The organism is Serratia bockelmannii (genome assembly GCF_051803255.1).
Lineage (GTDB): Bacteria > Pseudomonadota > Gammaproteobacteria > Enterobacterales > Enterobacteriaceae > Serratia > Serratia bockelmannii.
The window spans coordinates 2,784,673-2,808,012 of record NZ_CP196512.1; the positions used below are offsets into that span (position 1 = coordinate 2,784,673).

The 23,340-nt window shown below is 58.1% G+C and carries 24 protein-coding genes; 13 read left to right on the forward strand and 11 right to left on the reverse strand.

Annotated elements, in window-relative coordinates:
* Positions 1-110 precede the first annotated feature (110 nt).
* Both ACSJLU_RS13280 and yciA read left to right on the forward strand, forming a co-directional pair.
* A complete protein-coding gene (locus ACSJLU_RS13280; RefSeq protein WP_016927511.1) occupies positions 111-650 on the forward strand; it encodes a septation protein A in 540 nt (179 codons plus the stop codon).
* A 116-nt stretch (positions 651-766) separates the two neighbouring features.
* Positions 767-1,195 (forward strand): acyl-CoA thioester hydrolase YciA, encoded by a 429-nt coding sequence (gene yciA / locus ACSJLU_RS13285; RefSeq protein WP_004932085.1) that lies wholly within the window; start codon positions 767-769, stop codon positions 1,193-1,195.
* Between the two features lie 69 nt (positions 1,196-1,264).
* Here yciA and bioB read toward each other — a convergent pair whose 3' ends face one another.
* The 3 genes from bioB to ACSJLU_RS13300 form a co-directional block, all read right to left on the reverse strand.
* Positions 1,265-2,287 (reverse strand): biotin synthase BioB, encoded by a 1,023-nt coding sequence (gene bioB / locus ACSJLU_RS13290; protein WP_049205512.1) that lies wholly within the window; start codon positions 2,285-2,287, stop codon positions 1,265-1,267.
* Positions 2,288-2,869: 582 nt separating this feature from the next.
* Positions 2,870-3,613 carry a TonB system transport protein TonB gene (tonB, locus tag ACSJLU_RS13295; RefSeq protein WP_049205514.1) on the reverse strand — a complete coding sequence of 248 codons (744 nt, stop codon included), beginning with the start codon at positions 3,611-3,613 and terminating at the stop codon, positions 2,870-2,872.
* Positions 3,614-3,849: 236 nt separating this feature from the next.
* Positions 3,850-4,503 (reverse strand): epoxyqueuosine reductase QueH, encoded by a 654-nt coding sequence (locus ACSJLU_RS13300; RefSeq protein WP_025303057.1) that lies wholly within the window; start codon positions 4,501-4,503, stop codon positions 3,850-3,852.
* Between the two features lie 175 nt (positions 4,504-4,678).
* Between ACSJLU_RS13300 and ACSJLU_RS13305 the strand changes: the two genes are divergently transcribed.
* Complete coding sequence (locus ACSJLU_RS13305; RefSeq protein WP_004932096.1) at positions 4,679-4,975, forward strand: YciI family protein; 297 nt, start codon at positions 4,679-4,681, stop codon at positions 4,973-4,975.
* Between the two features lie 108 nt (positions 4,976-5,083).
* Here ACSJLU_RS13305 and ACSJLU_RS13310 read toward each other — a convergent pair whose 3' ends face one another.
* Positions 5,084-5,938, reverse strand: a complete 855-nt coding sequence (locus ACSJLU_RS13310) for a LysR substrate-binding domain-containing protein (protein WP_141998227.1) — start codon at positions 5,936-5,938, stop codon at positions 5,084-5,086.
* A 91-nt stretch (positions 5,939-6,029) separates the two neighbouring features.
* On the opposite strand from ACSJLU_RS13310, the gene ACSJLU_RS13315 reads away from it, so the two are divergent.
* Positions 6,030-6,986 (forward strand): DMT family transporter, encoded by a 957-nt coding sequence (locus tag ACSJLU_RS13315; protein WP_342096330.1) that lies wholly within the window; start codon positions 6,030-6,032, stop codon positions 6,984-6,986.
* Positions 6,987-7,010: 24 nt separating this feature from the next.
* Here ACSJLU_RS13315 and ACSJLU_RS13320 read toward each other — a convergent pair whose 3' ends face one another.
* Positions 7,011-8,012: a LacI family DNA-binding transcriptional regulator gene (locus ACSJLU_RS13320; protein ID WP_025303060.1), complete on the reverse strand. Its 1,002-nt coding sequence runs from the start codon at positions 8,010-8,012 to the stop codon at positions 7,011-7,013.
* Between the two features lie 70 nt (positions 8,013-8,082).
* Complete coding sequence (locus tag ACSJLU_RS13325) at positions 8,083-8,637, reverse strand: D-lyxose/D-mannose family sugar isomerase (RefSeq protein ID WP_025303061.1); 555 nt, start codon at positions 8,635-8,637, stop codon at positions 8,083-8,085.
* Between the two features lie 228 nt (positions 8,638-8,865).
* Between ACSJLU_RS13325 and ACSJLU_RS13330 the strand changes: the two genes are divergently transcribed.
* The 5 genes from ACSJLU_RS13330 (at position 8,866) to ACSJLU_RS13350 (ending at position 15,019) form a co-directional block, all read left to right on the forward strand.
* Positions 8,866-9,900, forward strand: a complete 1,035-nt coding sequence (locus tag ACSJLU_RS13330; protein ID WP_319868842.1) for an NAD(P)-dependent alcohol dehydrogenase — start codon at positions 8,866-8,868, stop codon at positions 9,898-9,900.
* Between the two features lie 4 nt (positions 9,901-9,904).
* On the forward strand, positions 9,905-11,422 hold the full coding sequence (gene xylB / locus ACSJLU_RS13335; RefSeq protein WP_025303063.1) for a xylulokinase: 1,518 nt from the start codon (positions 9,905-9,907) through the stop codon (positions 11,420-11,422).
* A complete protein-coding gene (locus tag ACSJLU_RS13340; RefSeq protein WP_060433196.1) occupies positions 11,419-12,924 on the forward strand; it encodes a sugar ABC transporter ATP-binding protein in 1,506 nt (501 codons plus the stop codon). Before xylB ends, ACSJLU_RS13340 begins: the two co-directional genes overlap by 4 nt.
* Positions 12,925-13,000: 76 nt before the next feature.
* Complete coding sequence (locus ACSJLU_RS13345) at positions 13,001-13,978, forward strand: ABC transporter permease (RefSeq protein ID WP_016927501.1); 978 nt, start codon at positions 13,001-13,003, stop codon at positions 13,976-13,978.
* A 33-nt stretch (positions 13,979-14,011) separates the two neighbouring features.
* Entirely contained in the window at positions 14,012-15,019 is a 1,008-nt protein-coding gene (locus tag ACSJLU_RS13350; RefSeq protein ID WP_164106195.1) for a substrate-binding domain-containing protein, read from the forward strand.
* 142 nt (positions 15,020-15,161) lie between these two features.
* Here the strand turns inward: ACSJLU_RS13350 and ACSJLU_RS13355 are convergent, their stop codons facing one another.
* Positions 15,162-15,725: a TetR/AcrR family transcriptional regulator gene (locus ACSJLU_RS13355; RefSeq protein WP_033632878.1), complete on the reverse strand. Its 564-nt coding sequence runs from the start codon at positions 15,723-15,725 to the stop codon at positions 15,162-15,164.
* A gap of 127 nt (positions 15,726-15,852) precedes the next feature.
* Here ACSJLU_RS13355 and smfY point away from each other — a divergent pair, with 127 nt between their 5' ends.
* Together smfY and ACSJLU_RS13365 are read left to right on the forward strand one after the other, a co-directional pair.
* Positions 15,853-17,325: a multidrug efflux MFS transporter SmfY gene (gene smfY / locus ACSJLU_RS13360; RefSeq protein ID WP_025303068.1), complete on the forward strand. Its 1,473-nt coding sequence runs from the start codon at positions 15,853-15,855 to the stop codon at positions 17,323-17,325.
* Between the two features lie 200 nt (positions 17,326-17,525).
* Positions 17,526-18,017 carry a Dps family protein gene (locus ACSJLU_RS13365; RefSeq protein WP_004932132.1) on the forward strand — a complete coding sequence of 164 codons (492 nt, stop codon included), beginning with the start codon at positions 17,526-17,528 and terminating at the stop codon, positions 18,015-18,017.
* A gap of 45 nt (positions 18,018-18,062) precedes the next feature.
* On the opposite strand, the gene ACSJLU_RS13370 is transcribed toward ACSJLU_RS13365, so the two are convergent.
* The gene (locus tag ACSJLU_RS13370) at positions 18,063-18,239 is read right to left on the reverse strand and encodes a YciY family protein (RefSeq protein WP_025159792.1); all 177 of its coding nucleotides are present in this window, start codon (positions 18,237-18,239) and stop codon (positions 18,063-18,065) included.
* 242 nt (positions 18,240-18,481) lie between these two features.
* On the opposite strand from ACSJLU_RS13370, the gene cls reads away from it, so the two are divergent.
* Together cls and ACSJLU_RS13380 are read left to right on the forward strand one after the other, a co-directional pair.
* Positions 18,482-19,942 carry a cardiolipin synthase gene (cls, locus tag ACSJLU_RS13375; protein ID WP_025303070.1) on the forward strand — a complete coding sequence of 487 codons (1,461 nt, stop codon included), beginning with the start codon at positions 18,482-18,484 and terminating at the stop codon, positions 19,940-19,942.
* Between the two features lie 56 nt (positions 19,943-19,998).
* Positions 19,999-20,322, forward strand: coding sequence for an HI1450 family dsDNA-mimic protein (locus ACSJLU_RS13380; RefSeq protein WP_004932139.1), 324 nt, complete (start codon positions 19,999-20,001; stop codon positions 20,320-20,322).
* A 72-nt stretch (positions 20,323-20,394) separates the two neighbouring features.
* Here ACSJLU_RS13380 and oppF read toward each other — a convergent pair whose 3' ends face one another.
* Genes oppF through oppC form a run of 3 tightly spaced genes read right to left on the reverse strand, consistent with a single transcriptional unit; the run spans position 20,395 to position 23,329 of the window.
* Positions 20,395-21,396 (reverse strand): murein tripeptide/oligopeptide ABC transporter ATP binding protein OppF, encoded by a 1,002-nt coding sequence (gene oppF / locus ACSJLU_RS13385; protein ID WP_025303071.1) that lies wholly within the window; start codon positions 21,394-21,396, stop codon positions 20,395-20,397.
* Positions 21,393-22,409, reverse strand: coding sequence for an ABC transporter ATP-binding protein (locus ACSJLU_RS13390; RefSeq protein ID WP_043142468.1), 1,017 nt, complete (start codon positions 22,407-22,409; stop codon positions 21,393-21,395). Before ACSJLU_RS13390 ends, oppF begins: the two co-directional genes overlap by 4 nt.
* An 11-nt stretch (positions 22,410-22,420) precedes the next feature.
* Positions 22,421-23,329 carry an oligopeptide ABC transporter permease OppC gene (gene oppC, locus ACSJLU_RS13395; RefSeq protein ID WP_025303073.1) on the reverse strand — a complete coding sequence of 303 codons (909 nt, stop codon included), beginning with the start codon at positions 23,327-23,329 and terminating at the stop codon, positions 22,421-22,423.
* Positions 23,330-23,340: the final 11 nt, after the last annotated feature.

Genomic DNA, 23,340 nt, shown 5'->3' on the forward strand with positions numbered 1-23,340 from the left:
TTCGCGGCAGAAATCCGCCGGCCAAACGCCGATAATCGGCAACGCCCGGCGGTACACAGAGCTCGCCGAATCCGGTATAGTCGGCCGATGAACAGATGATGGATTGATTTATGAAGCAGTTTCTTGATTTCCTCCCGTTAATTGTCTTTTTCGCGTTTTACAAGCTGTACGACATTTACGTTGCTTCCGGCGCGTTAATTGTCGCCACCGCGCTGGCGCTGGTGTTCACCTGGGTGAAATACCGCAAGGTCGAGAAGATGACGTTGATCACCTTCCTGATGGTGCTGGTATTCGGCACCCTGACGCTGGTGTTCCACAACGATTTGTTCATCAAATGGAAGGTCACGGTGATTTACGCGCTGTTCGCGCTGGCGCTGCTGATCAGCCAATGGGTGCTCAAAAAACCGCTGGTTCAGCGCATGCTGGGTAAAGAGCTGACGCTGCCGGACAAAGTGTGGAGCAACCTTAACCTGGCCTGGGCGATCTTCTTCCTGGCCTGCGGCCTGGCGAACATCTATGTCGCCTTCTGGCTGCCGCAAAGCGTCTGGGTCAATTTCAAAGTCTTTGGCCTGACGGTACTGACGCTGGTCTTCACCCTCCTCAGCGGTATCTATATTTACCGGCACATGCCGGAAGAACAGAAAAAATAGTTACAAATACCGGCACGTACCGGCAGAAGAAACAAAATAGTTACAAAATTGTTAATGCCTGCGGCATTTGCCGCGGGCAGTATGATGTTATCCCTTCCTTTTAAAAGCAGACTGCTATGACACAACAACGACCTTTACCCAGCGGCGAGCTGGTGCTGCGCACGCTGGCAATGCCGGCCGATACCAATGCCAACGGCGATATTTTCGGCGGCTGGCTGATGTCGCAAATGGACATCGGCGGCGCCATCCAGGCAAAAGAGATCGCCGAGGGGCGCGTGGTGACGGTGCGCGTAGACGGCATGACCTTCCTGAAACCGGTGGCGGTAGGCGACGTGGTTTGCTGCTATGCGCACTGTATCCGCACCGGACGCAGCTCGATCACCATCAATATCGAAGTGTGGGTAAAGAAAGTTTCTTCCGCCCCGATCGGCCAGCGTTACCGGGCGACCGAAGCGGTGTTCACCTATGTGGCGGTCGATGCGGAAGGCAACTCGCGCGCGCTGCCTGAGGGCAAAATGAATTTCCGCGTCGGTTTCGAAGAATAAGATGATTGAAGCCAACAGCATACTGCTGTTGGCTTGACGCTTTATCCGTGGGCATATTTAAATGCCGCATCAAATAACCTGATAATACTTCTCATCATCCATAGTCATTACGTCTTTCAGCAATGAAGCGCCCTCTTCCTCGTCTGTCAGTGATTGGCGCACTTTTTGTGTTTTCAGACCCAACTTCCGTATCAATTTCATATCCTGATCCTCATCGGGATTCGTTGCCGTTAACAATTTGCATCCATAGAAAATTGAATTGGCCCCCGCCATAAAACACATGGCCTGCATTTGCTCATTCATTTTCTCGCGCCCTGCCGCGATGCGCACGTAGGAGGTAGGCATCATGATTCTGGCAACGGCAATGACGCGGATATAGTCAAAGGCATCCACCGGCTCACTGTCTTCCAGGGGGGTGCCCGCCACCTTGACCAGCATGTTAATGGGCACACTTTCCGGCGCTTTAGACAGGTTGGCCAATTGCAAAAGCAGACCTATCCGGTCTAGGTTACTTTCACCTAGACCCAATATTCCACCGGAGCAGACCTTGATGCCGGCCGCCCTGACTTTATCGATCGTCGTTAATCTATCCTGATAAGTGCGGGTTGTGATGATGCTGCCATAATATTCGGGAGAGGTATCCAGATTGTGGCTATAGTAGTCTAAGCCAACGTTAGCCAATCGCTCGACCTGAGAATCAGTCAGTTTTCCCAGCGTCATGCAGGTTTCCAACCCCAACGCCTTAACCCCTCTGACCATCTCCTCCAAATAAGGCATATCGCGTTCGTGAGGATTACTCCAGGCCGCTCCCATGCAAAATCTCGAGGAGCCAGCCTCTTTCGCTGTACGGGCTGACTGTAAGACTTTTTCTACCTGCAACAACTTTTCTGCCCGCAATCCTGTTTTATACCTTGCGCTTTGCGAACAATATTTGCAGTCCTCTGGGCACCCTCCTGTTTTAACAGACAGCAAAGTGCTCATTTGTATTTCCAGCGGATCAAAATGTTGACGATGCACCTTTTGCGCATCATAGAGCAAATCCAACAAAGGCTTATTAAACAGCACTTTCACTTTATCAATCGTCCAGCTCATATTTTCATCCTGATGTTATTCGCAGTGACAGCCCCATCAGACAGCCCCCGTTCTGTCACACAGATTAACGGAGACTTCACTGATCTGAGTGGCTGTTTGAGACCGCACCTTCCCTCGCTCACCGACGAACAATGCAGTGGTCGTCGGCTTAGCGGGCGTAGTGACAAATCTCGCTCCGCATTCAAGCAAATCACCCCTCTATTGTAAACCTGAATTACATATTAAATGTTTACCATTGATTATTTTTCACCCAGACTTGGCGCATAATCACGACAGGAATAAATTTAAAACCTGCGTATCCATGTCAAAAAAACTCATAACCTGATGAAAATGAATGTTTTTCAACAGACATGTAAAAGTATTGCTATGAGAACGGTGAAGTTTGCCGGCAGATTGCGAATATTTATGAGGATAAATTTGGCATTGCGGTAGGACAAAAGAGGACGTCCACGTAAAACAATCAACGTGAATTATCAGGTCTGGATAGCTTCCTCGCCCAGGCATCGGGCGAGGAAGTCAAGGACGGTAGTCAGATGAAGCGACAAACGATCAACACGCTTGATATCTGTCGCCAGATCTACCTCAGTTCAATTCGGTCGAGCCATCCAGCTTGAAGCGAATGTTGACGATGAGGTCTTTCGCTTCTTTGGCTTCATAGCGCCATTTGCGTAGCGCCTGCTTCACTTCGCGCTCGAACATATTGCGCGGTTCGGCCGACAAGATACGCACGTTACTCAAGCGACCATCGCTGTCGACATCAAACTGGACCCTAACACTGCCTTCAATCTGTAAGGCCAGCGCGCGCGGCGGATACATCGGTTTGGACTGCACCAACGCCTTCGGCACGACCTCGCGCGAATTGCCCTGCACCGGCGCGGCAGGCGCCTGTTTCACCGGCGCTTTGTCGATCGGCTTGGCCGGCGAATCGTTGTTGAACGGTGACGGTTCGCGCGGCTCGACTTTTTTCGGCTCCGGTTTGACCTGTTTTTCGACCTTTGGCTTCGGCTTAGGTTTTGGTTTCGGCTTGACCGGCTCCGGCTTCACGATCGCCTTTGGCGGCGGCTCCACGATAGGTTCCGGTTCTGGCTCCGGCTCAGGTTCGACCTGCGGCGGCTCCGGCTCGGCCGGCGCAGGTGGCGGCGGTTCGGCCATCGCGGCGGTATTGACCATCATGACGCTGATCGGCGCGTCCTCTGGCTTCGGCAGCTCCACTACTTCGTTTACCGAAGCGTAAAGCAATCCCGCCACCAGGGCGCTGTGCAGGCCTACGGACAAGACGAAAGGCACGGATATACGGCGATTAAGGAACATCTTTTTTAGCGGCATAATGATTCTGTTTCCTCTGGTTCGCCAAGTTTAAATGCAAATAGCAATCATATTCAATAACGAAAGGCAAACTATCGCTTTAATCGTCAGTATGCGCGGCTAAAACCAGCAAACTCATAAGGATATTAACCTTGCCGTTGCTTTTTTACCGCCGGGGCGACACGCTTCATTAACGTTTGGCCAGGCGTCAAAAAGTAAAAAACCCGCCGGAGCGGGTTAATTGCGGTGAGTCAGCGCTATTCTTCATCACCATAGTAAAGCACGCCCAGTTTGATCAGCGGTCGCCCTTGCGCCTTACGGTGCAGGTTGGTGTCGCGCAGCGAATAGACGCAGCCGCAGTATTCCTGCTGATAGAAGCGTTCGCGCTTGCTGATCTCTATCATGCGCGACGAACCGCCCTTCTTGCGCCAGTTGTAATCCCAGTACACCAGATCGGGATACTTTTCCGCCGCCCGGATGCCGCAGTCGGTGATCTGCTGCATATTCTTCCAGCGCGAGATACCCAGCGAACTGGAGATAGTGTCATAACCATGCTCATGCGCATACAGCGCCGTGCGCTCGAAACGCATGTCGAAACACATGGTGCAGCGGATACCGCGCTCCGGCTCATTCTCCATCCCCTTGGCGCGGGCGAACCAGTTGTCGGTGTCGTAATCGGCATCGATAATCGGCACCCCGTGCTGCTCGGCGAAACGGATGTTCTCTTCCTTGCGCAGCAGATACTCTTTTTGCGGGTGAATGTTGGGGTTATAGAAGAAAATGGCGTACTCGATCCCGGACGCCTGGATCGCTTCCATCACTTCGCCGGAACAGGGCGCGCAGCAAGAGTGCAGCAGCAGTTTACTTTTGCCCGCCGGCAAATCGAGTTTTTCCCTTACCAGTTCCGTCATGTCCTCACCTCAATGGCATATCAGTTTAAGCGCGCCGCACTATACGAATAAAAAGTAGCGGCTTCAAGGCATAAGCGCCAATCCGCGGGGAAATTCGCCGCGTACCGTTCCCCTGCCGCGCCTTTTGCGCTACCTTGGTAGCACCGTTTTATAGCCATGATTTTAAAGGTGAAACATGCTTTATCTGATCTACGCGCAAGACGTCCCCAACTCGCTGGAAAACCGTCTGGCGGTGCGCCCGGCACACCTGGCGCGCCTGCAGGCGCTGCGCGACGCCGGCCGCCTGGTGGTCGCCGGCCCTAACCCGGCCATCGACAGCAACGATCCCGGCGCCGCCGGCTTTACCGGTTCAACGGTGATCGCCGAATTCGCCTCGCTGGCGGAAGCCCAGGCCTGGGCGCAGCAGGATCCCTATATCGCCGCCGGCGTCTATGCCGACGTGACGGTGAAGCCGTTCAAACAGGTGTTCTGATCTCCAGCCCTCGAATACCGGGAACGCCCCGCGATACAGCGTTCCCGGCGCTAGCCACATCTCTCCGTCACCGTCATGCTCGATTCGTCTTCCCCACGCGGCCGATATTCATGTTTCCCCCCGTAAATACTCACCGATGACGCTTTCCAGCATCGCCACCGCCGGTTGGCTGGCGGCCGTGGCAGAACGGAGCAGTTGCACTTCATGTGGTGCGACCGAAGGCAATTCGTCGAGTATCCGCATCGCCGCCGAAACCCGTGCGCGGTCAAGCAGCGTGACGGCCAATCCTGCCTCGATGGCAGCCGCCACCACGCTGGCCGAAGGGCTGCTCACAACCACTCGCCAATGCCTTCCCGCCCTGGTCAATGCATCGATCATAGCCTCACGATAAGGGCAATCGGCGGCATGCAATGCCAGCGGCAGCGGCCGGTTAGCCTGCAGCGCCAGCGAACGGCCTCCAACCCACACTGGTACTGTCACCGCGAGCGGTGTCTGACACTGTCTCTTTGAGGGTTGAACCACCAGCGCAAGATGCAGCCGATTACGGCCAATTTGTTCCACCAGCGCCTGACTGGCAGCGGTAGAGACCTCCAGCTCCACCGCGGGGAAACTGTCGGCAAACCGCGGCAAAATATGGCGTATCACATGAGAAGCGTACTCATCAGGCAATCCCAATTTGATATGGCCGCTTAGCGGCGCGCCCTGCAGTTCCCGCAGAATATCGTCATGGGCGCTCAGCAGCCCGAGCGTCGATGCCAGCAGCTTGCTTCCCAGCGGCGTCAGCACCACGGCCTGATTGTCACGCTCCAGCAGGCGGCCGCCCACCACCTGTTCCAGGCGCTGGATATGCACGCTCACGGCGGCGGGGCTGCGATTGACAAATGCCGCCGCCGCGCGAAATTGCCCCAAACGTGCAATGGCGTGAAAAGTGCGCAAGAGATCGATATCCAATGTCGGCCGCATGATTTAACTCCATTAAACAACTGAACGAAAATTATTCGATTTATTAAATTATAGCCACACACTACCATCGGGCGGAAAGGAGGTGACCATCATGTCCCTGCCATCATTTCGCCCCTCGTCCCACGGCGGCAAACATCGCGGCAAAGCCGCCCTCTGGCTGGCTGCGGCCGAGGTTCTGCTGATCGTGGCCTGGAGCTCCGGTTTCGTCGGCATCCGCTTCGCCGCCGATTACGCGCCGGTGTTGCTGGTGGCGTTCTGGCGCTGCGTGGTCGTCGCTCTCGCGTTGCTGCCGTTTAGTCTGAACGCCATCAGGCGTGCATCTCCTCTGACGATAGCGGTTCACGCCGGGATTGGGTTGCTCGCCATGACCGGTTACCTGGCCGGCGTCAGCAAAGGCATCGAATATGGCGTGCCGGCCGGGTTGGCCGCACTCATCGCCGATTTGCTCCCTCTCGGCACCGCGCTGCTGAGCATGCTGTTGCAACGCCGTCTGCCCGATGGTCGCGTTTGGTCCGGCTTAACCTTGGGGGTTAGCGGGGTAACGCTGGCGACCGGCAGCGCCATCTCATGGGGAGAAGCCCCATTGTGGAGTTACCTGTTGCCGCTGGCGGGGATGCTCTCGCTCGCGCTGGCAACCCTGTGGCAGGAACGGCTGCCGCGGGCGCACGCAATGAGTTTGCCGGCCTCGCTGGGGATACAAAGCGCGGTTTCGGCGCAGGCTTTCGCCGCGCTGGCCGGCAATGAAGGCCCGCTGCTGCCCACGGTAACGACGGGGTTTGCGATCGGCGTGCTTTGGAACGCGCTACTGGCGACGCTGGCCGGTTACGGCCTGTACTGGTTGTGTCTAAAGCTCACTTCTGCGCTGCGCGTGACGAGCCTGCTGTTTCTCAGCCCCTTCGTTACCTTCTGCTGGGCCGGGTTAATGTTCAATGAACCCCTTTCCTGGCCCATGCTGCTAGGCGCGGCGACGGCAGGAAGCGGTTTGTGGCTGCTCATCCGTCCCGCCGGGCGAGATGAGCCAAAAACAGCGCAACACGCTGAAAAATGACGGATAAGGCGAACGGCGGCGCCGTTACGCGACGAGTTTTCCTCGCACCACCACTTTGCCCGGCTTGATCTCGGGGTCGGCAATACGACGGATCGCCAGATTCAAGGCTTGCCAGGCGATCTCTTGCAAATCATGCGACACGCAAGGGAAATGGAAACCGTAGATCTCGGCATGCGAAACCTCATCGATGCTGAACAGCGACACGTCCTGCATCAACGGCAGCCGATGTTCGATACAGGCCTTGATAATGCCCAGCGAGATCTGGTTATTGCAGCCGACGAAAAAGTCCGGCGCGCGGTGATTGGCCAGCCAGCGGCTCGTCTCTTGCCAGGCGACGTCCATAAAGAAATCGGCATACAGCACTTCAAACGACGCCACTTTCCCTTGCAACGCCGCCTGCAGCCCTGTGACCCTGTCCCGTGCAACGTTGGAGTTCTCCGGTCCGGACACCACCACCACCCGCTGCGCTTTCTGTTCCAAAAGCCAGCGCCCCGCCTGGAGACCGCAGTCCAGGTTATCGATATACACGCCGCTGCAGTGGCGATTGTCCAGTTCCCGGTCGATCAGCACCACCGGGATATTCAATGTTTCCAACCGTTTTAGATAGGAAGGCTGGTACAGATGATCGTTGGAAATGACCGAGAGAATGATCGCATCGACGTTGTAGCCAATCAGTTTGTCGATGATTCTGTCTTCGCTTTCCTGAGACTCATAGGAGTCGAACACCAGGGTGTCGTACCCCATTTTTTGCGCTTCAAGCGTCATCAGGCGTGTCAGGCCGCCAAAGAACGGGTTGGCCATATCCGGGTTGACGATGCCAATGGTTCTGCTGCTTTTCGCCCGCAGGTTGCGCGCCGCGGCATTGACCACATAACCGAGTTCGGCAGCCGTCTCCCGAATGCGGCGCAGCGTTTCCGGATGAACCTTGTCCGGCTGTGAAAATGCCCGCGACGCGGTGATTTTACTGACGTTTGCCTGTGCGGCCACGCTAGCCAGCGTCGCTTTCCGTCCTCGACCCACTGCCAAATGCAGCTCCTTAGCTTAAAGTATCATTTTGTACCATTGGCAACATCATGACAGAACTTTCATCGTGGCGCTAATGGTTTACGCCTGCCAGGCGGTTAATCCGGGGATCGGTAAAGATATCCAGCTCGTCACGGCTCTCGGAAGAGAACTCGGACACCACTGCGCCCCGCTTTCCAGCCTGAAACCAGTGCCGGGTATTGGGTGCGATGGTGTATTGTTCGCCAGGCCGCAAGAGAATATAGCGATTGCAGGTGTACCAAGGTTCTGCGCCCTCTGGCACCCGACATACCGGTTCGCCGCCGGCATCATTAAGCGTCAGGTTTTCATCATCGACAAACAAAAACACCTCTCCCCAACGGCAACGGAACGTCTCTTGCTTGCCGGGTGTGCCGGCAAAGGGAGGATGTAAATGTTCCGGGCAAGTCTGACCAGGAAACAGCACCAGCTCTTTCGCGCAATACCGAGGTGAGTTGACATAGGTCAGCAGTTGCAGCCCTGAGACGGGATAGTCAGCCAAGCCAAACGTCGCAATTTCAATACGTTGCTGTTCTTCCTCAGTCAAAACAATGTCCGCCTCACGCAAGTATTCCAGCGTAGCGGCTATGGCACGTTGTTGTTTGTTCATCATTTCCCCTGCAAAGTAACGGTATCGATATCAGCATGCTGATATTAAAACCGTCATTGCATCGCCGATTTTGTGATCTTCATCCCTATATTGAATAACAACCCACCAGCAAAATTAACTCCCGTCGAGTAATTCCAACATCGATCACAGTTTAACCCCCCGCTTTAGCCCACTATCACCGCATTGAAATGATATCGTTACCATAAAAATGATTCACCAGGAGGCAATATGAAAGCATTAGTGTTGGCCAAAGCGGGGGAAATCGCTATCGAGGACGTCCAGCTTGCCGAAACGCTGGGGCCCGATGATGTGCAGATAAAAATTCATTCCGTGGGCATCTGCGGCAGCGATGTGCACTATTACCAACATGGCCGCATTGGCCCGTTCGTGGTTAACGCCCCGATGGTGCTCGGCCATGAAGCCTCCGGCGTGGTGCTCGCGACCGGTAAAAACGTCACTCACCTCAGCATCGGCGATCGCGTTTGCATGGAGCCCGGCATTCCCGATCTCAACTCGGCGCAGACGCGCGCCGGGATTTACAACCTGGACCCGGCCGTTCGCTTCTGGGCGACGCCACCGGTGCACGGCTGCCTGCGCGAAACCGTCATCCACCCCGCCGCCTTCACGTTCAAATTGCCGGACAACGTCAGTTTCGCTGAGGGCGCCATGGTGGAACCCTTAGCCATCGGCATGCAAGCGGCCACCAAAGCCGGGATCAAACCCGGCGATATCGCACTGGTGATCGGCGCCGGGCCGATCGGCGTGGTCACCGCCCTCGCGGCGCTGGCGGGCGGCTGTTCGGACGTCATTATCTGCGACCTGTTTGACGAAAAACTCGCCGTGGCGGCCAGTTATGAGGGGCTGCACGCCGTCAATATCAAAACCGGCGACCTGGCGGGGAAAGTGGCCGCGCTCACCAGCGGCAATGGCGCCGATGTCGTGTTTGAATGCAGCGGCGCCAAACCGGCTATCGCTACGCTGGCCGAGCATGCGGCGCCCGGGGCGACCGCCGTACTGGTCGGCATGCCGATCGATGCCGCGCCGATAGATATCGTCGCCGCGCAGGCCAAGGAAATCACCTTCAAGACCATTTTCCGCTACGCCAACATGTACCCGCGCACGCTGCGGCTGTTGAGCAGCGGCAAATTGCGCGTCCAGCCGTTGATAAGCCAAACCTACAAGTTTTCCGACAGCGTAGCCGCTTTCGAGCGCGCGGCGGCAGGACATGCCTCGGACATCAAAATCATGCTGGAAATGGAGTGATCCTATGGCGCTCTATGCTGGCATAGACTGCGGTACGCAAGGCACGAAAGTCGTGATTGTCGACAGCACACAGGGCGTGATCCTCGGTGAGGGCAACGCCCCTCACCGTCTCATCAGCCAAGCCAATGGCCGGCGCGAACAAGAGGCCGACTGGTGGATTGAGGCGTTAGTCATCGCTTTTCGCCAAGCCGTGACTAACGCCGGCGTTGATGCACGGGAGATTCATGCTCTGGGGGTCTCGGGCCAACAACATGGGTTTGTGCCACTGGACGCAGACGGCAACGTGCTGCACAGCGTCAAGCTGTGGTGCGATACCGAAACCGCAGAGGAAAACGAACGGCTCCTGCAACAGCTCGGCGGAGCCAACGGCTCGCTGGAAACACTCGGCTTGCGGATCGCCACCGGTTATACCGCGTCAAAAATCCTTTGGTTCAAGACACACCATCCGGCGCTCTGGGCAAAACTGCACACCGTGTTGTTGCCTCATGATTATTTGAACTTCTGGCTGACCGGGGAGCGCGTAGCGGAATATGGCGACGCTTCCGGCACCGGGTTGTTCGATGTACGCACCCGTCGCTGGAGCAAAACCGCGGTCGATCTCATCGACGACAGCGGCCGCCTGTGGCAAGCCCTGCCGCCGCTCAAAAGCGCGGAATGCTGCATCGGCACGGTGCGCCCCGCCGCCGCGGAAAAACTCGGCCTCGGCCCGACAGTTCGGGTATCGACCGGCGGCGGCGACAACATGATGGCGGCCATCGGTTCCGGCAACATCGAGGCCGGCACCCTCACCCTGAGTCTGGGCACCTCCGGCACGCTATTCGCCTGGTCTGCCGCCCCCGTCACGGCGGAATCGGACATGATTGCCGGCTTCTGCTCCAGCACCAATGGGTGGCTGCCATTGATTTGCACCATGAATGTCACCTCGGCCACCACTGCGGTACAAACGCTGCTGGACGAAGACCTTGCCGGCTTTAACAGTTTATTGGCGCAGGCCCCGCCCGGCGCAGGCGGTGTCGAGATGCTGCCGTTCTTCAATGGCGAACGTGTTCCGCCGTTGCCCCACGCGCGCGCCAGTCTGCATAACCTCGATAGCGACAATTTTACCCGTGCCAATCTCTGCCTGGCGGTAGTCGAAAGCGCTACGTATGGGTTGCGCTATGGCATCGAGCTGTTTCGCCGTCAGGGCATTGAAGCGCGCGAGATCCGCCTCACCGGCGGCGGCGCCCGCAGCGCCGCCTGGCGACAAATCGTCGCGGACGTGATGGGGTGCCCGGTAGTCTGTCTGAAAGCCAAAGAGACCGCCGCGCTGGGCGGCGCCATTCAGGCAATGTGGGCGACGACGTTGGCCGACGATCCGCAGCGGAACGCCGGCGCGTTGCTGGCCGAACTGTGCCAGCGTTTCGTTGCGCTGGATGAGGCCACGCGCACACGGCCACATGCTGACAGACAGGCGCAATACGAGACGCTTTATCAACGGTACCTGCAACGCTTACAGCAGACCTATCCGGAGGTGCAACTGTGACGCGAGATCCCCAGACGCAAGCGCCCGCCTACCTGCTGGAGGTCAGCGGCGTCAGGAAAGCTTTTGGCCCAGTCGTGGCGCTCAAGAATGCGGAGTTTTGCCTGCGGCGTGGATCCATCCATGCCCTGTGCGGCGGCAACGGCGCGGGTAAATCCACCTTTCTCAGCATTCTGATGGGCTTTATTCAACCCGATGGCGGCGACATTTTTATCAATGGCCAACGCTGTGAATTTCATCATCCCCGGGAAGCCCTCAACGCCGGCATCGCCATCGTGCAGCAGGAACTGAGCGCGATCCCGGATCTGACGGTGGCCGAAAACATTTGGCTGGGCCGCGAGCCGAGGCGCCTGGGGTTCGTCGACTTCGCGACGCTCAATCAACGCACCACCAGCTTGCTCAAGGAACTCGATTTCAAGATCGACGCCCGAGAGAAAATGCGCAACCTGAGCGTCGCCGAGCAGCAGTTGGTCGAGATCGCCAAAGCGCTGTCGCATGCCAATGCCGACATCATCATCATGGATGAACCCACCTCGGCGATTGGCGAGGAGGATGCGCAAAAAATCTTTCAGACGCTTCAGCAGCTGGCGGCGAAAGGTAAAGGCATTATCTACGTCTCCCACCGTTTGTCAGAGATATTCCAAATCGCGGACAGCTACACCATTTTCCGCGACGGCGCCTATATCCATGAAGGCTATATCGCTGACATTACCCGTGAGCAGCTGATCGAACACATTATTGGCGGCGAGTACGACAGCGAGTTCGCCAAATTCAATCAGCCCGGTGAAGAGGTCTTGCTGGAGGTCAACAACCTGTGTTGGCGCAGCAAGATAAAAGATATCAGCCTGCAACTGAAGCACGGTGAGATCCTGGGCATCTACGGCCTGGTGGGCTCGGGCCGCAGCGAGTTTCTCGATCTTATCTTCGGCATTCAGCATGCCGACAGCGGCACGATCCGCTTGGGTGACAAGACGCTGAACCGCCATTCTCCGCGCAAGGCCATCGACAGCGGTATTGCCTACGTGACGGAAGATCGCAAGGAAACCGGCCTGGTGCTGTGCCGTTCCGTCAGTGAAAACATCAATATCGCCTCTTTTGCCGGCATCAGCCGGATGGGATTTGTCAGCGAGAAACGGGAGCAGGCGCGAACCCGCGACATGATCCAGCGCTTCAACGTTAAAACCCACGATGGCGAACAACCCGTGGGTAACCTGAGCGGCGGCAACCAGCAAAAAGTGGTGCTGGGCCGTTGGGCGCTGCTGGATCCGGAGGTTTTGCTGCTCGACGAGCCGACGCGCGGCATCGACGTCGGCGCCAAGAAAGAGATCTACCGATTTATGTCGGAGTTCGCCTTGCAAAACAAAGGGATAATCATGGTTTCCTCCGAGCTTTCGGAAATTATCGGCATGAGCGATCGCATATTGGTGTTTCGTGACGGGCAGTTGGCCGGCGAGCTTTCGGCGGCCGATGCGACCCAGGCAGCACTGATGAAACTTGCGGTTTAACAGAGAGAGAAAAAAAATGAGCAGCGCCCACTCCTTATCACCAGGAATTTCATTTTTCACCCGCAATAAGCGCCGTATGCACAAATACGGCATTATCATCGCCTTTTTCGCCCTGTGCCTGATCGTGGCGCTGATTGGCGAATATCAGGTCGCTCAGGGGGCCTGGAGCAGCAATTATTTTCTCAGCAATGAAAACACCCTGATCGTCCTGCGCCAGGTCTCGATCAACGGCATTCTGGCGATCGGCATGACCTTCGTCATCATTACGGCCGGCGTCGATCTCTCCGTGGGCTCGGTGCTGGCGTTAAGCGGGATCGTCGCCGCCCGTTTCGCCACCAACAACAGCGGATTAGCTATCGGCGACACCGCGACCGCCGTCATGGCGCCGCTGATTGTGGCGCTGGGCATCGGCATCGTTTGCGGCCTGGTGAACGGCACCGTGTTAGCCCGTTATCGGCTGCAGCCGTTTATCGTCACCATGGGCATGCTCTCCGCGGCGCGCGGGTTAACCATGTTGACCACCAACGGCAATCCAGTATCGCAATTGAACAGCGATTTCCGCTGGTTAGGCAATGGCTATGTCGGCGGCGTTCCGGTGCCCGTCATCATCTTCATCGTGCTGTTCGCCCTCGCCTGGCTGGTGCTGAATAAAACCCTCTTCGGGCGTTACATCTACGCCGTCGGCGGCAACCCGAAAAGCGCGCGCACCTCGGGGATTAACGTCACCCGCATCAAAATACTGGTGTATACGCTGTGCGGCGCACTGGCCGGCATCGCCGGCCTGATCCTCACCGCACGCACCGGTTCGGCGCAGACCAACGCCGGCGCAGGGTATGAGCTGGACGCCATCGCGGCGGTGGTGATCGGTGGCACCAGCATGGCCGGCGGCGTCGGTACGCTGGTCGGCACCTTCTTCGGCGTGCTAATTATCGGGGTGATGAATAACGGCCTCGATCTGCTCGGCGTGCAATCGTATTACCAACAAATTATCAAAGGCGCATTGATCGTTCTTGCCGTATTGCTCGACCCATCGCGTAAGCAACAGCGCGATTAATAACATCAGACCCAACTCTACCAGGAGAAAACCATGAATAAGACCAAGATAGCGTTGTTTGCCTCTGCCATGATGCTCGGTAGCCTGTCGGCAGCTCAGGCCGCCCCGGTAAAAATCGCGGTATTGATGTACGGCAACAAAGCCGAGTTCGTGCAATTGATGGAAAGGTTCGGGAAGGAACACCCGGCGGTGAAAAGCGGCGAAGCCGTGCTGACCTTCTACGATGGGCGTTATGATGCATCGGTGCAAAACGATCAGGCCGCCACCGCTATCCAAACGCGCGCCGATGCCATTATCGTCAACCCGATGGATTTTGAAGCCAATATCGATATCGTCACTAATGCCAACGAAGCCAAAATCCCGGTGGTGGTCACCAACGCGCGCCTGAACACGGACGCGATGACGTCTGAAGTGGTGTCTAATGACGAGTTGGGGGGGTATCTGGAAGCCAAAGCCGTCCTGGACAAACTCGACTGCAAGAACCAGAAGGTGAACGTGGTGATTATCGAAGGCCCGAAAGGCGGCAGCGGCGAGATCCAGCGCGGCAAGGGCAACGATAAAGCGATTGCCGAGTGCGGCGCCGGCCAGGTCACGGTACTTGAGCGCAAAACGGCCAACTGGTCACGCGCGGAAGCGCAGCCGCTGATGGAAAACTGGCTGCAGAAGCACCGGGGTAAAATCAACGGCGTGATCGGCCAGAACGACGAGATGGCATTGGGCGCTATCGAAGCGATCAAAGGCGCCGGCCTGAATGTGAAGGACTTCGCGATTGCCGGCGTTGACGGCGTCTCCGACGCGATTCATGCGGTGCAGGCCGGCGAAATGGTCTCTATTCTGCAAGATGCCAAAGGCCAGATGCAGGGTTCCATCGACGTCGCGCTGCGCGCCGTGAAAGGTGAAAGCTATCAACCACAGTCGGACATCTGGAAGCAGTATGCCAAGGATCTGAAATGGGAGGGCGGCACGCAGAAGCATTACTACATTCCGTGGACCGTCGTTACCGCAGAGAATGCCCAGCAACTGTTGGACGCGCGCAAGTAATGTCCGGAGCCCCCTGCACTCAGGGGGCCTTTGCTCCGAAGCTTGCCGCAGGCAAAAAAAAGCCAGCACGGAGTGGCTGGCTAAAAAGTTCTTCGAGGGAATATCTTGTACGATAAACATACGCCTTTCACTGCGGGCTTTACTAGCTATCAGTGCGATAGGCACCCTCAGTTAAAATCAACGCCTGCATATCGGTGAACATCGTTTCCCATTCCGCCTGGTCGATATCCATCAAACCAAAGTAACGCAGCATAAAGGCGCCTTCGGTGGCGAGAAACGCCAGCCGCGCGCGCTTGCCTTCTTCCGTCGTCAAATCCAAACCGGCGATGCGGCTGCGATACCATTCACGCGTGCTCACCAGATGCTCCGGCGTTTGAATCAGCGTCGCCATTAGCCCGGCGGCCTTGGCGCTGGCGGTCTGATCCGAGCTTTGCGTCGCCAGCATATGCGCCCGCACGCCGGTCTGTGGCGAAGGATCGTCACCGGCGATAGCGGCGAACAGCGTCTCATAGGCACTGCCCCAGCGATCGAACATGGCATCAATCAGGGCGTCTTTGCTGCCGAAACAGTACTGCACCCCGCCCTTGGAGATCCCCATCGCTTTGGCGACAGCGTCAATGGTCAAGCCGGCGGCGCCCTGGGTGGCGACGATCTCTTCGGCGGTGTCCAAAACCTTGTCGCGATCGATGCTGCGTTGACGTCCCATTAAGAAACCCTTCTTTTCAATACGAACGTATGGATATATATTATTGCCAGTATACCACCCGGCATCGCCGGAGGGTTACCACAATGGCGGCGCCTTCGCGCCGCCCACGTTAACTGGATTATGACTTATGTACGCCAAGAACCGCTGGTTAATCCTGACAATGGTCGCCAGCGCCCTGTTCCTGATTGTTATCGACATGACGGTGCTCTATACCGCTCTGCCACGCTTAACCCAGGCGCTGGACGCCAGCGCCTCGCAAAAACTCTGGATCGTCAACGCCTACCCGCTGGTGGTCGCCGGGCTACTGCCCGGCGCCGGCATGCTGAGCGATCGCATCGGCCATAAGCGGCTGTTTCTCGCCGGGCTGCCGGTGTTTGCCGTCGCTTCGCTGTGCGCCGCTTTCTCGCCCACCGCCGAGTGGCTGATCGCCGCGCGGGTATTCCTCGCCGTTGGCGCGGCAATGATGATGCCCGCCACGCTGTCCATCGTGCGCCACGTCTTTACCGACGAACGCGAACGCGCGCTGGCGATCGGCATCTGGGCCTCGGTGGCCTCCGGCGGCGCGGCCATCGGCCCGGTGGTCGGCGGCCTGCTGCTGGAGTATTTCTGGTGGGGATCGGTGTTCCTGATCAACGTACCGGTGGTGTTGCTGGTCTGGCCGCTGGCGTGGAAACTGATCCCGCGCTGCGGCGGCGATAACCCGCGCCCCGCCGATATCGTCGGCTCGGTGCAGATCATGATCGGTCTGGTCGGCGCTATCTATGCGCTGAAGGAACTGAGCAAGCCGGCGCCTGACCTCAGCGCGTTGCTCGCAGCGGCCCTGATCGGCATCCTGTTCCTGGTGCTGTTTGTGCGTCGTCAGCAGCGCAGCGCTCACCCGATGATCGATTTCTCCCTGTTCCGCAACCGGCTGTTCGCCGGCGGCATCGGCGTGGCGTTGCTGTCGATGGTGGCCCTGATCGGCGTCGAGCTGGTGCTCAGCCAACGCTTGCAGCTGGTGCTCGGCCTCAGCCCGCTGCAGGCTGCGCTGTTCATCTTGCCGATCCCGCTGGCCTCGGCGCTGGCGGGGCCAATGGCCGGTTTACTGTTGCCGCGCTACGGTGAGCGCAGCATCATCCTCGGCGGTTTCGTCCTGACCGCCTTCGGCATCGCCGGCCTCGCCCTGTGGTATCAAAGCAGCATGGCACCGCAGCTGGTGAGCCTGGCGTTGGTGGGCTTTGGCCTCGGCGGCGTGATCACCGCCGCGTCCACCGCCATCATGCTGAACGCGCCGGAGGAGAAATCCGGCATGGCGGCCTCTATCGAAGACGTCTCCTACGAGCTGGGTGGCGTGCTGGGCGTGACGCTGCTCGGTGGGTTGATGACGGCGGTCTACAGTCACAGCCTGGCGCTGCCGGCGGCGCTGCCGGTCAGCGATTTGGCCTACGACAGTATCGACGAAGCCCTGCGGCTGGCCGCCGGAATGGCGGCCGATCGCGCGCAGCAGCTGACGCAGCTGGCGCGTTTGGCCTTCGATCGCGCCTTTATTACAGTGCTGATCGCCGCCGCGCTGTTAATGGCGCTGGGCGCCGGCGTGGTAAAACTGGCGCTGCGCAAGTAACCGATAAAAGCGGCTTTTTTCGCCGGCGGATCCTGCGTAAACTGATTCGGCAATTTGCTCGACGGATTTATCTTCATCGGTTTAAGCGATGGTAATGATGCCTGTTATCGTGTTTAACCCTGCGATAAATCCGGTTACTGTAACAGCTATGGAAATTGATTCTGTCTACCCTTGGAACGAATAATCAGGAGAAGATTATTATGGCAACGGCGAAGAAAGCAGCGAAAACCCATATCGGCCTCGACAGTAAACAATCGGCAAAACTCGCCGAAGCGCTGAATGCGCTGTTGGCGAATTATCAGGTGCTGTATATGAACGTGCGCGGCTATCACTGGAATATTACCGGCCCGCAGTTCTTTGAGCTGCACGCGAAATTCGAAGAAACTTACAACGATCTGCTGACCAAGGTGGATGAGCTGGCGGAACGTATCCTGACGCTGGGCTCGCAGCCGCGTCACGCTTTCAGCGACTATCTGAAAACCGCCGACATCAAGGAACACACCAACGTGACCGATGATAAGGGCACGCTGCGCGGCCTGTTGGAAGGGTATTCAATCTTGCTGCAGCAGCAGCGTGAACTGCTGACGGTAGCGGCAGACGCCGGCGACGAAGGCACCGCGTCATTGATGAGCGATTATATCAAAGAGCAGGAAAAACAGGTCTGGATGCTCAACGCCTACCTCGGCAAATAACCCTGACGCCATAACAAAACAGTCCCTCTCGGGACTGTTTTCGTTTTACCACTCGCAGGATACCGCAAACAGCAACGCACGCCGATGCTGATCGTCCAGGCGGCGCCGCACCCGGATAATATGGCGATTGCTGCACGACTGGCGTTCCAGCCAGCGATGCCGGCGACGTTGGCTCTGTCGCAACATGCGCCAACGGCCCACTTCATTTCTACTGCGTCTCATAATTCCGTCACTCGTTCGTCTAATGCCAACCGCGGGCATTATAGCCCTTTCCGCCCGTGATCCAAGCCGCCGTTATCGGCAACATACCGGACGTCGCACCGGCAAAAGCCCCCCTTTCAATTTCGGCAAGTGCCTTAACTTCATCATATTTATGTAACATAAGCGCCGATAAAAGGTTTCGCCTTGCCCGATCTGTGCGTACACTCATCATTGGTGGTTTGCGAACGGGATTTTTCGCCTTTATGACAACATTTTATACCGTAATCAGTTGGCTCATGGTGTTCGGCTACTGGCTGCTGATCGCCGGCGTGACGATGCGCATTTTGATGAAACGCCGTGCGGTTCCCTCTGCCATGGCCTGGCTGCTGGTTATCTATATTCTGCCGCTGTTCGGCATCGTGGCCTATTTATCGTTCGGCGAGCTGCATCTGGGCAAGCGCCGGGCCGAGCGCGCCAAGGCCATGTGGCCGTCGACCGCGCGCTGGCTGAAGGAACTGAAAGAGAGCCGCCGCATCTTCGCCACCGAATACAGTAAAGTCGCCGAACCGCTGTTCCAGCTGTGCAACCGCCGCCAGGGCATCGACGGCGTCAAGGGCAACCAGCTGCAGCTGCTCACCACCACCGACGACACGCTGAAAGCGCTGATCCGCGACATCGAGCTGGCGCGCCACAACATCGAAATGGTGTTCTATATCTGGCAGCCCGGCGGCCTGGTCGATCAGGTGGCCGAATCGCTGATGGCCGCCGCCCGGCGCGGCGTACACTGCCGCCTGATGCTGGACTCCGCCGGCAGCCTGCAATTTTTCCGCAGCCCCTACCCGGCGATGATGCGCAACGCCGGCATCGAAGTGGTCGAAGCGTTGAAGGTCAACCTCTTGCGCGTGTTCCTGCGCCGCATGGATCTGCGTCAGCACCGCAAAGTGGTGCTGATCGACAACTATATCGCCTATACCGGCAGCATGAACATGGTCGATCCGCGCTACTTCAAACAGGATGCGGGCGTCGGCCAATGGATCGATCTGATGGCGCGCATGGAAGGCCCGGTGGCCACCACCATGGGCATCGTCTATGCCTGCGACTGGGAAATTGAAACCGGCAAGCGCATTCTGCCGCCGCCGCCGGACGTCAACATCATGCCGTTCGAGCAGGAAAGCGGCCACACCATTCAGGTGATCGCCTCCGGCCCCGGCTTCCCCGAGGAAATGATCCACCAGGCGCTGCTGACCGCGGTTTATTCCGCGCGCGAGCAGCTGATCATGACCACGCCGTACTTCGTGCCGAGCGACGATCTGCTGCACGCCATCTGCACCGCCGCCCTGCGCGGCGTCGAGGTCAGCATCATCGTGCCGCGCGACAACGATTCGATGATGGTGCGCTGGGCCAGCCGCGCGTTCTTCTCCGAGCTGCTGGAAGCCGGAGTGAAAATTTATCAGTTCGAAGGCGGTCTGCTGCACACCAAGAGCGTGCTGGTTGACGGCCAGCTTAGCCTGGTCGGCACCGTCAATCTGGATATGCGCAGCCTGTGGCTGAATTTCGAAATCACCCTGGTGATCGACGACGACGGCTTCGGCAGCGATCTGGCCTGCGTGCAGGAAGATTACATCGCCCGTTCCCAGTTGCTGAACGCCAAAGAGTGGCTGAAGCGGCCGTTCTGGCATCGCCTGGTTGAGCGCCTGTTCTACTTTTTCAGCCCGCTGCTGTAAAAGCCGCAGCGAGCGTGCTTTAATAGCGCCAAATCATTTGTTATCAGGATTTTTTTATGGATTTGAATAACCGCCTTACCGAAGACGAAACGCTGGAACAGGCCTACGACATCTTTCTCGAATTGGCCGGCGACAATCTGGATCCGGCGGATATTCTGCTGTTCAATCTGCAGTTTGAAGAGCGCGGCGGCGCAGAACTGTACGATCCCTCCGAAGACTGGAGCGAGCACGTGGACTACGATCTGAACCCAGACTTCTTCGCCGAAGTGGTGATCGGTCTGGCGGACAGCGACGGCGAGCCAATCAACGACGTGTTCGCCCGCGTGCTGATCTGCCGCGAGAAAGACCACAAGCTGTGCCACATTCTGTGGAAAGAGTGATTCGCCGCCAGCGCATCGGATAAAAAAGCCCCGCTTATTCAGCGGGGCTTTTTGTTGCCGGCTAGCGTCGCATTACAGAGGATCGACCTTCAGGCAGGATACCGCGTGGCGGAAGCTGCCCTCCAGCAGCGGACGCGTCTTGGCGCACTCCGGCCCGGCGATCGGGCAGCGGGTGCGGAACACGCAGCCGGTCGGCGGGTTGATCGGCGAAGGCAGCTCCCCTTCCAACAGCTGGATCTGTTTTTCCTTCTCCTTGTCCGGATCCGGGATCGGCACCGCCGACATCAGCGCTTTGGTGTAAGGATGCTGTGGGTTGTGGTACACCTCATCATAGGTGCCCAGCTCCACCGCATGGCCCAGGTACATCACCAGCACGCGATCGGAAATGTGCTTCACCACCGCCAAATCGTGGGCGATAAAGATCAATGACAGCCCCATCTCGCGCTGCAGCTGCTGCAACAGGTTCACCACCTGCGCCTGAATCGACACGTCCAGCGCGGAGACCGGCTCGTCGCAGATCACCAGCTTCGGTTCGAGGATCAGCGCGCGCGCGATGCCGATACGCTGGCACTGACCGCCGGAGAACTCGTGCGGGTAGCGGTTGATCAGGTTAGGCAACAGGCCGACCTTCAGCATCATCGCCTTGACCTTGTCCTTCACTTCCTGACGCGGCATTTTCGGGTAGTAGGTGCGCAGCGGTTCGGCGATGATCTCGCCGATGGTCATGCGTGGGTTAAGCGAAGCCAGCGGATCCTGGAAGATCATCTGGATATCGCTGCGGGTTTTACGCCAGTCGGCGTCGCTCATGCCCAGCAGATCTTTCCCCAGCCAGGCGACGCGCCCGCTGGTGGCCTTCACCAGGCCGATGATGGCGCGCGCGAAGGTGGATTTGCCGCAGCCGGATTCGCCGACCACGCCCAGGGTTTCCCCCTCGAACAGCCGCAGCGTGACGCCATCGACCGCCTTCAGGGTTTTCGGCGGCTGCCAGAACCACTGTTTGTCGTCATGAATGTCGAAGTGCACTTTCAGATCGGCGACTTCGAGCAGCACTTTCTTGTCGGTTACCGCTGTCATACTAACGCCTCCACCGGTTTAAAGCAGGCGCGCAGGCGCCCTTCCCCAAATTGCTCCAACGGCGGAGCGCTCGCGCACTGTTCCATGGCGTACGGGCAGCGCGGCTGGAACGGGCAGCCTTTCGGCAACCGCAGTAGGTTCGGCGGGTTGCCGGGAATGGTCAACAACGCTTCGCCTTCGGCGTCGAGACGCGGCACCGCATTCAACAGACCAATGGAGTACGGATGACTCGGCTGGTAGAACACCTCGCGTGCGCTGCCGTATTCCATGGTGCGGCCGGCGTACATCACCAGCACCTTGTTGCAGATGCCGGCCACCACGCCCAGGTCGTGGGTGATCATGATGATGGCGGTGTTGAACTCGCGCTTCAGCTCGTTGAGCAGCGTCATGATCTGCGCCTGGACGGTCACGTCCAGCGCGGTGGTCGGCTCGTCGGCGATCAGCAGCTTCGGCCGGCACAGCAACGCCATGGCGATCATCACGCGCTGGCGCATACCGCCGGAAAACTCGTGCGGGTACATGCGCATGCGCTTGCGCGCCTCCGGCATTTTCACCGCGTCGAGCATGCGGACCGACTCTTCGAAGGCTTCGCTTTTGCTCAGCTTCTTATGCAGCATCAGCACTTCCATCAGCTGTTCGCCAACGCGCATATAAGGGTTGAGCGAGGTCATCGGGTCCTGGAAGATCATCGAGATCTCCTCGGCCCGCAGCTTGTTAAGCTGATTTTCCGGCAGGTTGAGGATCTCGCGGCCGTTGAATTTGGCCGAGCCGCCGATGCGGCCATTGCTCGCCAGCAGCCCCATCAGGGCGAACGCGGTCTGCGATTTGCCTGAGCCGGATTCACCGACGATGCCCAGCGTTTCGCCGGCGCGCAGATCGAAGTTCAGATCGTTTACCGCCGTCACGTCGCCGTCCGGCGTGGAAAACGTGACGCGCAGGTCTTTCACGTCCAGCAGCGGCGACGTTTTGACGCCGGCGCCGGTTTGCAGTTGAGGATGTTCAATGGTGCTCATGGTTGCACTCCTTAACGATCTTTCGGGTCGAGGGCGTCACGCAGGCCATCGCCGATAAAGTTGAAACAGAACAGAGTGACTACCAGGAAACCCGCCGGGAACAGCAGCAACCACGGTGAAACTTCCATTGAGTTGGCGCCGTCGCTGAGCAATGCGCCCCAACTGCTCAGCGGCTCCTGCGTGCCCAGCCCCAGGAAGCTGAGGAAGGATTCGAACAGGATCATGCTCGGCACTAGCAGCGACGCGTACACCACTACCACGCCGAGCACGTTAGGCACGATATGCCGCAGCACGATGTTGCGCGTGGAGACGCCGCACACCAGCGCCGCTTCGATGAACTCCTTACGCTTGAGACCGAGCGTTTGGCCGCGCACGATACGCGCCATATCCAGCCACGACACCATACCGATCGCCACGAAGATCAACAGGATATTCTGGCCGAAGAAGGTCACCAGCAGGATCACGAAGAACATGAACGGGAAGGAGTTGAGGATCTCCAGCAGACGCATCATCACCGAGTCGATCTTGCCGCCCAGATAACCGGACATCGCGCCGTACAGGGTGCCGACGATCACCGCCACCAGCGCCGCCGCCACGCCGACCATCAGCGAGATACGCCCGCCAATCGCCACGCGTACCAGCAGGTCGCGCCCGGAGGAATCGGTGCCGAAATAGTGCCCCGATTCCAGGCTTGGCGCGGCGGACATCATCGCCCAATCGGTATCGTCGTAGGCAAATTGCGACAGCATCGGCGCCAGCACCACAAACAGCGTGATCAACACCAGGATGAACAGGCTGCTGACCGCCGCACGGTTATGCATAAAGCGCCGGCGCGCGTCTTGCCACAGGCTGCGTCCTTCCACTTCCAGCTTCTCGCTGAAGTGTTCCAGAGCTTCGCTGTTCTTTTTAGTCAACATCATTCGCGTGCTCC

Excerpts from the sequence above, each read along its gene's own strand:
- ACSJLU_RS13280 (WP_016927511.1), top strand. The coding sequence starts at position 111 with ATGAAGCAGTTTCTTGATTTCCTCCCGTTAATTGTCTTTTTCGCGTTT.
- yciA (WP_004932085.1), top strand. The coding sequence starts at position 767 with ATGACACAACAACGACCTTTACCCAGCGGCGAGCTGGTGCTGCGCACG.
- bioB (WP_049205512.1), bottom strand. The coding sequence starts at position 2,287 with ATGAGCTGGACGATTGATAAAGTGAAAGTGCTGTTTAATAAGCCTTTG.
- tonB (WP_049205514.1), bottom strand. The coding sequence starts at position 3,613 with ATGCCGCTAAAAAAGATGTTCCTTAATCGCCGTATATCCGTGCCTTTC.
- ACSJLU_RS13300 (WP_025303057.1), bottom strand. The coding sequence starts at position 4,503 with ATGACGGAACTGGTAAGGGAAAAACTCGATTTGCCGGCGGGCAAAAGT.
- ACSJLU_RS13305 (WP_004932096.1), top strand. The coding sequence starts at position 4,679 with ATGCTTTATCTGATCTACGCGCAAGACGTCCCCAACTCGCTGGAAAAC.
- ACSJLU_RS13310 (WP_141998227.1), bottom strand. The coding sequence starts at position 5,938 with ATGCGGCCGACATTGGATATCGATCTCTTGCGCACTTTTCACGCCATT.
- ACSJLU_RS13315 (WP_342096330.1), top strand. The coding sequence starts at position 6,030 with ATGTCCCTGCCATCATTTCGCCCCTCGTCCCACGGCGGCAAACATCGC.
- ACSJLU_RS13325 (WP_025303061.1), bottom strand. The coding sequence starts at position 8,637 with ATGAACAAACAACAACGTGCCATAGCCGCTACGCTGGAATACTTGCGT.
- ACSJLU_RS13330 (WP_319868842.1), top strand. The coding sequence starts at position 8,866 with ATGAAAGCATTAGTGTTGGCCAAAGCGGGGGAAATCGCTATCGAGGAC.
- xylB (WP_025303063.1), top strand. The coding sequence starts at position 9,905 with ATGGCGCTCTATGCTGGCATAGACTGCGGTACGCAAGGCACGAAAGTC.
- ACSJLU_RS13345 (WP_016927501.1), top strand. The coding sequence starts at position 13,001 with ATGCACAAATACGGCATTATCATCGCCTTTTTCGCCCTGTGCCTGATC.
- ACSJLU_RS13350 (WP_164106195.1), top strand. The coding sequence starts at position 14,012 with ATGAATAAGACCAAGATAGCGTTGTTTGCCTCTGCCATGATGCTCGGT.
- ACSJLU_RS13355 (WP_033632878.1), bottom strand. The coding sequence starts at position 15,725 with ATGGGACGTCAACGCAGCATCGATCGCGACAAGGTTTTGGACACCGCC.
- smfY (WP_025303068.1), top strand. The coding sequence starts at position 15,853 with ATGTACGCCAAGAACCGCTGGTTAATCCTGACAATGGTCGCCAGCGCC.
- ACSJLU_RS13365 (WP_004932132.1), top strand. The coding sequence starts at position 17,526 with ATGGCAACGGCGAAGAAAGCAGCGAAAACCCATATCGGCCTCGACAGT.
- ACSJLU_RS13370 (WP_025159792.1), bottom strand. The coding sequence starts at position 18,239 with ATGAGACGCAGTAGAAATGAAGTGGGCCGTTGGCGCATGTTGCGACAG.
- cls (WP_025303070.1), top strand. The coding sequence starts at position 18,482 with ATGACAACATTTTATACCGTAATCAGTTGGCTCATGGTGTTCGGCTAC.
- ACSJLU_RS13380 (WP_004932139.1), top strand. The coding sequence starts at position 19,999 with ATGGATTTGAATAACCGCCTTACCGAAGACGAAACGCTGGAACAGGCC.
- oppF (WP_025303071.1), bottom strand. The coding sequence starts at position 21,396 with ATGACAGCGGTAACCGACAAGAAAGTGCTGCTCGAAGTCGCCGATCTG.
- ACSJLU_RS13390 (WP_043142468.1), bottom strand. The coding sequence starts at position 22,409 with ATGAGCACCATTGAACATCCTCAACTGCAAACCGGCGCCGGCGTCAAA.
- oppC (WP_025303073.1), bottom strand. The coding sequence starts at position 23,329 with ATGATGTTGACTAAAAAGAACAGCGAAGCTCTGGAACACTTCAGCGAG.